Below are 8238 nucleotides of genomic sequence, written 5' to 3' on the forward strand. Positions count from 1 at the left end.
CTTTGTGTTTGATAATGGGATTGTTAGTATGAAGCATGAGAGTTACCTCGCGTTTTGTTTAAGGATCAGACACCCATATCAAAACCGGTAACTCTCAACCTTTCAAGGTCCAGTGTCAGATCTAGTCGCGACTAATACAGATAATGTAAATTGTTATGATTCTAATCCCTACGAGTCGCGGCGACATGTCTCCCTATTTGCATCAAACACAGAATCGCATTCGAATTCGCTCCGAATATATTCAGCGCAACCCGGAGCGCGTAACCGAGACGATTGCGCAACTGCGCCAAATCGCGGGCGTGCAGGAGATTACACATCGGCATTATGCGGGTTCTGTCGCGATTTTTTTTGACGGTAAGACCCTATCCGGCGATATGCTGTTGACACACATTGAACCAGCAGGATGGCTTTCCGTCGCCAGAAACCAAACCTACATCGACAGATCGCTTCATCGCTATACGCGTTCACTGGCGAAAGGGCTGGCGCTGATGACGCTGGATATGGCGATAAAAGGTCCAGTGGTTAAACGACTGGTGACGCTGGTACGTTAACTGCCACCGACATAAATTCTTTTTGGGCACCGCACACTATATTGAGAATATAGCGCGCGGTTCTGCATTTGTACCCGTTACATGCATTGGGTTGGAGAAAACATGGAGTTACACCTTTGGCTCGCCTTTGTCGGCGTGATCACCGTTTTAATTGCCATTCCCGGTCCGTCAGCGTTGATCAGCATAACGCACGGTTTGCGCTATGGCCGTGGACGTGCTGCCTCCACCGTACCGGGCGGCGTGACAGCTGCGCTGGTGCTCATGTCGCTCTCGGCTCTGGGATTGGGAACCGTATTAGCCGCTTCAACAACCGCGTTTATGATCCTTAAGATCGTCGGCGCGCTCTATCTGATTTGGCTCGGTATTGCCTCATGGCGTTCAGCCGCCGCCGCTCACACGCCTGAACACGTGCACATGGATGCATCTCACACGCGTGTTGCGCTGTTTCGTAAAGGTTTTTTAGTCGGTATCAGCAACCCGAAGGATTTGCTGTTTTTTGCCGCGCTGTTTCCCAACGTTATCAGCACCACAGAACCCCATGCGCTTCAGTTTGCTATTCTGGCACTGACCTGTGTACTGTTTGATTTCAGCATCATGTTTTTCTATGCCAGCACCGGACGCCATCTGTCCGGCGTATTCAGCAATCCGTGCCGCATAGCGTTGCTTAATCGCGCCACGGGTGGCGTGTTTGTGTTGGCGGGATCGGCGTTGGCGATCTCCAGCCGATAATAAAACCGCCTGTTTCGCCATTGCTATCCCGCGTCCAATAGGATAGCAACGTCACACCATCCTGCTTCACGCGTGATGAATCTCCCCGCTATCATCATTACTGAACGTGATCGTTTCTCCGTGACGTAACGCCCGCGTATGGCCCTGCTTGTCGACAAACACCGGAATGCCCAGCGCCGTCGCCAGAATCGCCGCGTGAGCGTTTCTGCCGCAGTCGGTGAAATAAACGCCTTTGATCCAAGCAGGATCCAACTGCACCGCTTCGGAAGGCAACAATATATTGGCGACGATCGCCATCGGTGTGTGACAAGGCGTGACCACGCTGTCTGGCTGATGGCTCAAATGCCGTAACACCCGCAGACCGACGTCATAGATATCGATGTAGCGTTCACGCAAGTAGGTATCTTCAATCGCCTGATACTCTTGTGCCAACGAGCCAATCACCGTCAGCCACAGCGCATCAACCTGCACCGCTGCTTGCCCCATTCGCTCGGCGACCGCATCGTACAGTTCGTCATCCTCCAGCATCATACGCTGCGCCATAAAAATACCGGCTTCTTTATCAGAAAGACGCTGCGCGGTAAACGCATAGAGCTCATCCAGGTCTTGCACGGCAGCCTCAATCGCTTGTGCCAGTTGAGCCAGCTCAGCCTGCGCGCTTTGGCTGACGCGCGGCGTTACAGTAGGCAACGCCCGTTCTACCCGACACACGGTGGCCGTTACCCATTCCCCCACGGGATGTCTCTGAGGGCGAGCCAACGCGGCGTCCTTCGCTTCTAAACGATCGCCAAAATTATGGTGCGCCAGCAAGGCAAAGGCATCAATCGCCTGTTGCGCCTGCGCTCCACTCGCGCGCAGCGTGACCTCATCGCCGCGCTTAACCGCCAGTAGCGCGATATTGTTGACACTTTTCCCGTTCACCGTCTGTGCACCTTTCACCAGTTGCACATCGGCATTGTAGCGGTTAAGACAGGTGGCAATGGCCGACGCCGGGCGCACGTGAATGCCGGCAGGGTTAGCCACACGCCAGGAAAAAGTGAGTGCTGACGGTGGTTCTTCCTCCGTCAAAGCACCGGGGGAGATGGCAGCCGTAAGCCTATCATCCTGACCCAACTGGTGATATTTCGCCGCCAGAGCCTGATGCGCTTCGGCAATCACCTGGCGAATATCACCACCGGACGCGGCCACGACAGCCGCCGCAATCGTGCCTTCCAACAAGGGGGCAGCGCAAACGTGCACCCGGGTAGCATAGGCCTCACCCAGCAACTCCAACGCCATGTCAGTGCTCAAAATCGCACTTCCCATGTCGACCATCACCAGCACATCCCCCTCCTCTTGCACCTCCTGTATTGCCGTCATAACGGCAATCGGATCGGTGCCAATCGGGTTATCGGGATCGTCAATGCCAGCCGCCACCGCAAATTTTATGCTGCCGTGCGTCATCTGCGCTGCCAGTTCCACCACCCCTTCCGCCAAGCGCTTACTGTGAGAAACCACCACGATATTGACCATTTTCTGCAGCCTTACCCAATCGGGTCATCAGGGCATCACATATCAACGACATCACAGAGCGTTTTAAACAGCAGGTAGCTGGATGTTGCACCAGGATCCTGATGTCCGATAGCGCGCTCGCCAAGATAGCTGGCACGACCTTTCGCCGCACGCAGTGGGATAGTGCTTTTCATTCCCTGCTCCGCCGCCTTCAGCGTTTCCGCCAGAGCTGAGGAAATCGGATCTTCTTGTCGGGTTTTCAGCGATGCGACAATTGCGCTCAGCGTATCCACCATGGTTTTATCGCCGGGATGCGCCATGCCGCGTGCGATAATGCGCTCTGTCCCTTCCTGATACATATGGTAGAGATCCGTTACCGTCAGCTCTTCTTTCGCCATGACGGTCTCTGCCGCTTTGATAAAGAAAGTGCCATACAGCGGTCCACTGGCCCCACCGATGGTGGAAAGCAGCACCATGCCGGCATTCTTCATGATAGTGCCGATATCTTTATCCGCCAGCGTAGGCAGCTTTTCTTTTACCTTGCGAAAGCCACGGTTCATGTTCAACCCGTGATCAGCATCGCCAATTTCACGATCCAAATCGGTGAGAAATTCTTGTTGTTGTTCAAATAAATCGGCCGCCGCATCAAGCCAGGAGATCACTTTGCTTTTCGTTACTACCATCATCGCACCTCAGTTTTCATCGCACCAACGCCGGATGCAGGCTCTCCCTGCATCTGTGCGCGATCTGCCACCAACGGCGGCAGCTTGCCTGACTTGACTACATTTTCCATCTCAGCGCCGGTGTGCTAACCGGGAAATTCCACAGAGAGAGCATTTCGTCATCCACTTTCAGCACCGTGATGGAGACACCCTGCATATCAATCGCACTGCAATAGGTGCCGACCAGATTACGTGCAATGTTGATGTGCTTCGCCGCCAGGATTTCCGCCACTTTGCGATAAACGCCGTACAGCTGAGAGGCAGGTGTTGCGCCCAGTCCGTTAACCAGCACAATCACATTGTCGCCTGCGTTGAGCGGCGTCGTGGTGCGGGTATCGTCAAACCATTCCCCCTTTTCCCGATCCCATTGACGCCGCGTTCTCACGTAAGGGGTGTTATCAAGGATTTCATCGAGCATGGCGCTGACAATGGTGTCACCGTCGGTGTACTTTTCCCGACGGATGCCCGGTTCACCGTGAATGCCAATGCCAAATTCAATTTCATCTTCCGGCAACGAAAAGCTGGGCTTACCAGCAGCGGGGACCGTGCATGAGGAGAGCGCAACGCCAATAGAACGGCCCTGATCGGCAATACGTGTCGCCAGCGCTGAACATTGCTCCAGGCTATATCCCTCTTCTGCCGCTGCCCCCAACAGTTTCTCTGCCAACACTGTGGCGGCAACGCCACGACGGCCCGCCGTGTACAAGCTGTCTTTCACTGCGACATCATCGTCAATGACCGCCACTTGTACGGCAATGCCTTCACCGTGCAGCAGTTCTGCGGCGGTCTCAAAATTAAGGATATCTCCGGTATAGTTTTTGATCAGCAGCAATACGCCATTTTCGTTACTGACGTTCTGCGCACACTCATACATTTGATCGGGCGTAGGCGAAGTAAAAATATGGCCGGGACATGCGCCATCCAGCATGCCAAAACCGACAAAGCCAGCATGCATCGGCTCATGTCCGGAGCCCCCGCCGGAGATCAGCGCCACTTTAGGCTTATCCGAACGGCGACAAACATAGAAAGGCTCGGTATTCACCGTCAATTCCGGGTGGGCGAGTGCGAAACCTTCAAGTTGTTCTCTGATAACATCATCGACTTTGTTGATGAGATTTTTCATGAACCTTCCTCTTGATGACCGCCCATTCGCTGGGGAAAGGACGATTTCCATGGGTGAGCGGCGTACCGCACGTTAGGCAAAAACCGGTAAAAACTTGTAGCACAGCGCACCGATACCACCACCGATCAACGGACCGACAATTGGCACCCAGGCGTATTCCCAATCGGAATGACCTTTATTTTTGATGGGCAACAAGGCATGAGCGATTCTTGGCCCTAAATCACGCGCCGGGTTGATGGCATAGCCCGTAGGACCCCCCAACGACAAACCGATGCTATACACCAGAATCCCCACTGCGAACGGACCAAAACCGGACGCAATCCCGTTATGCGAATTAAATATCCCCAGTACACCAAAGACTAAAACAGCCGTACCAATAATTTCTGTGACCAGGTTCCACTTAAAGTCGCGCACCGCAGGCACGGTAGAAAACGTCGCCAGTATCAGTCCGGCATCTTCAGTCACGTCGTAGTGTCGTTTGTAAGTAAGATAGGCCAGAATCGAACCGAGAAAGGCACCGATACATTGAGCGACGACGTAGGCCAGAGCCATTGCGCCAGAGATACTGCCATACAACCACATGCCAAAAGTAACGGCCGGATTCAGATGTGCCCCGCTCACCCAGCCCGTGATATATACAGCGATTGCGACTGCAAATCCCCACCCTGCGGTAATAACGATCCAGCCGCTATTGCCACCTTTGGTCCACGCCAGCACCACGTTGGCTACTACACCGTTGCCAAGTAGTATCAGCACCATGGTGCCAATCAATTCTGCAAGAAAAATGTTCATTGCTGTTTCCTTCATTTTCGGTTGAGGGGTTATCCACATGACGGAACGAACGCGATGAGAGTAGGAAGAAGAATCCATGCTGTAAAAAAAAATTTTTTGTTCAATTCAGGAACATCGTTACGCTGTAAAAATCACCAAAATGAAACATCAATAACGCCGTTCGCTCTGTTATTTGATACCCGTCAAACTGTGACGAAAGTTGTGCCGCAACTCACACTTCGTTGAATGGAATAATAAATATATTTAAATTCAATAAATTAAACAAAATTATTCGATTTACTGCATCGCTACACGCGGTTGGCGATACGCATCACAGATTCGACATAAGATTTACAAAATGGAACATAAATGCGTTACCTATTTCCTAAAGTAACGCGATAAAGGAGCAACTGGTGAAACAGACTGAATTGAAAGCCCTCTGGCACGATTTCATCACGACGGACCCAATACAGTATCCCGATGCTGCCAGCATGGAACATCTCGCGCTAAAGCCCTATGTCACTGAATCCTGGCTGCGTTGCCGGCGACAACAGCGTCACGACCATTGGTCAACGCCGCTCTACGCCAAAGGCATTACGTTCAAGTCCCTGTGCCGCAACCGTGCCGATATGATCAATATCGCTGCGCCAATACTGGAGGATATCTTTGCCTATCTCACCACCGCGGAATGCGCCTTGTTACTGACCGATGAAACCGGATGTACGTTGAGTTTTCACGCCCCTCCGGCCATGAGCAAACGGCTGATGGCTCTGGGTCTTGGTGAAGGCATTTACTGGCGAGAAAGTATGATGGGCAATAATGTCGTCACAACGGCACTGCTGTTACACGAGCCGGTCAGCCTGCAAGGCTATGAGCATTTCAATCAGCATTTGCATCCATTTTCCTGCTTCGCCACGCCGGTTTTCGACAGCTACAGCGCCGTGATGGGGGCGGTTGGGCTGATTCTGTTGAACAACAGCGATACGGTTTCCGCCCTGGCGCTAGTGCATTCCACTGCACAGCAAATCAGCGCAAAATTGCACACGGATATGATTTTGTCTGAATCCAACCAGCATTTGAGTGAAGTACACGCCCTGCTGGATGGTGTTGAAGAAGGCGTTCTCGCTTGGGATCATAAAGGCACCATCCTCTATCTGAACAAAAATGGCAGCGACCTCCTCAATGTTAAGGGTGAGAAGCTGTTAGGAAAAAATATTCAGGAGACGCTGACCTTACCGCAGCGGATCGTTCATGCCATTGCGGAAAACCAGGATGTCTACCTGTTCGAAACCGCGATCGAGTTCCAAGGCGTGTTTATCGCACTGGCAATGTCGCTCAAAATAGTGAAAGGCATCTCCAATACGCCCGACCGTTACATTGCGCTGTTGCACCCTATCGATCATATTCGTGAACTGGTGCATCGTCACGGCGGGGCGTATGCGCGCCTGACATTTGACGACCTCGATTACGTTGGAACCTCCAGCGCTATCCGCCGTGTTGTCCGCCTTGCACAGCAGGCGGCGAAGGGGCGCGGTTCAGTCCTGCTGCATGGTGAAGAGGGGCTTGGTAAAGCCTATCTGGCACAGGCCATTCATAACGCCAGTGAGCGTCAGGATAAGCCCTTTATCACCATCAATTGCCAGGCAATACCGCGCGAGGCTATGGCAAGCGAATTCCTTGGCAACAACGCGTATACCGATAAACCGGTCATTTCCAAATTCGAGTTGGCGAAAGGTGGCACACTGCTGTTAGAGAATGTCGAATACCTGACGCAAGAAGTGCAAACCGCGCTGTTACAACTGCTGAAAACCGGATTGCTCAACAAAGCCAACCAGACGTTGGTACCTTTGGATGTCAGGTTGATCACTACTACAGATGTGGACATCAATCAGTTTGTTGAGGAAAGCCGCTTTCGCCGTCACCTGCTGTACGAGTTGCAATCGTTCGACATTCACGTGCCAGCCCTGCGGGAGCGTAGCGAAGATATCCAAGCATTGATCAAACACTACCTTAAAATCATGAGCCGCGAGATAGGGGCTAATGTAACGCTTTCTGAAGATGCGCAGCAGTTACTTATGCGCTATGCCTGGCCGGGAAATAACCGCGAACTGCGCAATGTGCTCGAACGTGCCTATAGCTATAGCAGCGGTAACCGAATAAAAGTCAAAGACATTCCTGCACCATTGAGTGAAAACATTCTCGAGGCATCCTCCCGAGAAGCGAGCCTTCATCCTCATTCATTACAAGAGATGGAGCGGGATGCGCTCATTCAGGCAGCGATCCACTGCCGGGGCAAAGCCTCACAAATGGCTTCATCATTAAAAATTGGCCGCACGTCCCTGTGGCGTAAACTCAAGCAATTTAACATCCACCTTGCCGATTACAAGGTGGGTTGATTTCTTTCGGAACAAGAGCCATCGACGAAGCGTTCAACAATACCGTGTACCGTCAGCGTAGCGTCTATCTGCGCTGACGGGATCGTCACCCCGAATGTCTCAAGCTGCATCAGTAAATCGATCATCTCGAGGCTTTGTTGAATAAATAGAACTTTTGGGTAATCATCGGAGCAGATCACCACAGTTGTTTCAAAATCAGGTCTCCATGGCAAAAAAAAATTTTAAAATCACCAACTGGCCCTCTTATAACAAGGCCCTAAAGCAGCGCGGTTCTCTAACAGTATGGCTAGATGAATCAGCCATTGCTGCATGGACGGAAAGAAACACTACTGAACGGCGTGGACGACCGCTCTACTACTCAGATATGGCCATCACCACAGTCCTGATGATGAAACGCGTGTTTGGCCTTTCATTGAGGGCTTTACAGGGCTTTGTTGACTCGATTTTTAAACTGA

The 8238-nt window shown here is 52.1% G+C and carries 9 protein-coding genes; 4 read left to right on the forward strand and 5 right to left on the reverse strand.

The annotated features are described in order from the left end of the window. The first annotated feature begins 155 nt into the window (after window positions 1–155). Window positions 156–551, forward strand: a complete 396-nt coding sequence (locus QZ506_RS06320; RefSeq protein WP_291969861.1) for a hypothetical protein — start codon at window positions 156–158, stop codon at window positions 549–551. 102 nt (window positions 552–653) lie between these two features. Next, window positions 654–1280: a LysE family transporter gene (locus QZ506_RS06325; RefSeq protein ID WP_291969863.1), complete on the forward strand. Its 627-nt coding sequence runs from the start codon at window positions 654–656 to the stop codon at window positions 1278–1280. A 66-nt stretch (window positions 1281–1346) separates the two neighbouring features. On the opposite strand, the gene dhaM is transcribed toward QZ506_RS06325, so the two are convergent. The 4 genes from dhaM to QZ506_RS06345 form a co-directional block, all read right to left on the reverse strand. Next, entirely contained in the window at window positions 1347–2792 is a 1446-nt protein-coding gene (dhaM, locus tag QZ506_RS06330; protein WP_291969866.1) for a dihydroxyacetone kinase phosphoryl donor subunit DhaM, read from the reverse strand. 35 nt (window positions 2793–2827) lie between these two features. Beyond that, the gene (gene dhaL, locus QZ506_RS06335; protein ID WP_291969878.1) at window positions 2828–3454 is read right to left on the reverse strand and encodes a dihydroxyacetone kinase subunit DhaL; all 627 of its coding nucleotides are present in this window, start codon (window positions 3452–3454) and stop codon (window positions 2828–2830) included. A gap of 97 nt (window positions 3455–3551) precedes the next feature. Then, the gene (gene dhaK, locus QZ506_RS06340) at window positions 3552–4616 is read right to left on the reverse strand and encodes a dihydroxyacetone kinase subunit DhaK (protein WP_291969868.1); all 1065 of its coding nucleotides are present in this window, start codon (window positions 4614–4616) and stop codon (window positions 3552–3554) included. Between the two features lie 72 nt (window positions 4617–4688). Next, window positions 4689–5408 (reverse strand): MIP/aquaporin family protein, encoded by a 720-nt coding sequence (locus tag QZ506_RS06345; RefSeq protein ID WP_291969870.1) that lies wholly within the window; start codon window positions 5406–5408, stop codon window positions 4689–4691. A gap of 392 nt (window positions 5409–5800) precedes the next feature. Here QZ506_RS06345 and dhaR point away from each other — a divergent pair, with 392 nt between their 5' ends. Further along, window positions 5801–7783 (forward strand): dihydroxyacetone kinase operon transcriptional regulator DhaR, encoded by a 1983-nt coding sequence (gene dhaR, locus QZ506_RS06350; protein ID WP_291969872.1) that lies wholly within the window; start codon window positions 5801–5803, stop codon window positions 7781–7783. Here dhaR and QZ506_RS06355 read toward each other — a convergent pair. Next, window positions 7768–7965, reverse strand: a complete 198-nt coding sequence (locus QZ506_RS06355; RefSeq protein WP_291969874.1) for a hypothetical protein — start codon at window positions 7963–7965, stop codon at window positions 7768–7770. The two genes, dhaR and QZ506_RS06355, sit on opposite strands and share 16 nt — an antisense overlap. Before the next feature lie 23 nt (window positions 7966–7988). Between QZ506_RS06355 and QZ506_RS06360 the strand changes: the two genes are divergently transcribed. Further along, window positions 7989–8238, forward strand: a 250-nt coding sequence (locus tag QZ506_RS06360; RefSeq protein WP_291969876.1) for a transposase, incomplete at its 3' end; no start/stop codon positions are given.

It is taken from the genome of Candidatus Symbiopectobacterium sp., assembly GCF_020054415.1.
Lineage (GTDB): Bacteria > Pseudomonadota > Gammaproteobacteria > Enterobacterales > Enterobacteriaceae > Symbiopectobacterium.

Bases quoted from the DNA above. Each gene is read 5' to 3' on its own strand.
- dhaK (WP_291969868.1), bottom strand. From the start codon at position 4,616: ATGAAAAATCTCATCAACAAAGTCGATGATGTTATCAGAGAACAACTT.
- dhaL (WP_291969878.1), bottom strand. From the start codon at position 3,454: ATGGTAGTAACGAAAAGCAAAGTGATCTCCTGGCTTGATGCGGCGGCC.
- QZ506_RS06345 (WP_291969870.1), bottom strand. From the start codon at position 5,408: ATGAACATTTTTCTTGCAGAATTGATTGGCACCATGGTGCTGATACTA.
- QZ506_RS06325 (WP_291969863.1), top strand. From the start codon at position 654: ATGGAGTTACACCTTTGGCTCGCCTTTGTCGGCGTGATCACCGTTTTA.
- QZ506_RS06320 (WP_291969861.1), top strand. From the start codon at position 156: ATGATTCTAATCCCTACGAGTCGCGGCGACATGTCTCCCTATTTGCAT.
- dhaM (WP_291969866.1), bottom strand. From the start codon at position 2,792: ATGGTCAATATCGTGGTGGTTTCTCACAGTAAGCGCTTGGCGGAAGGG.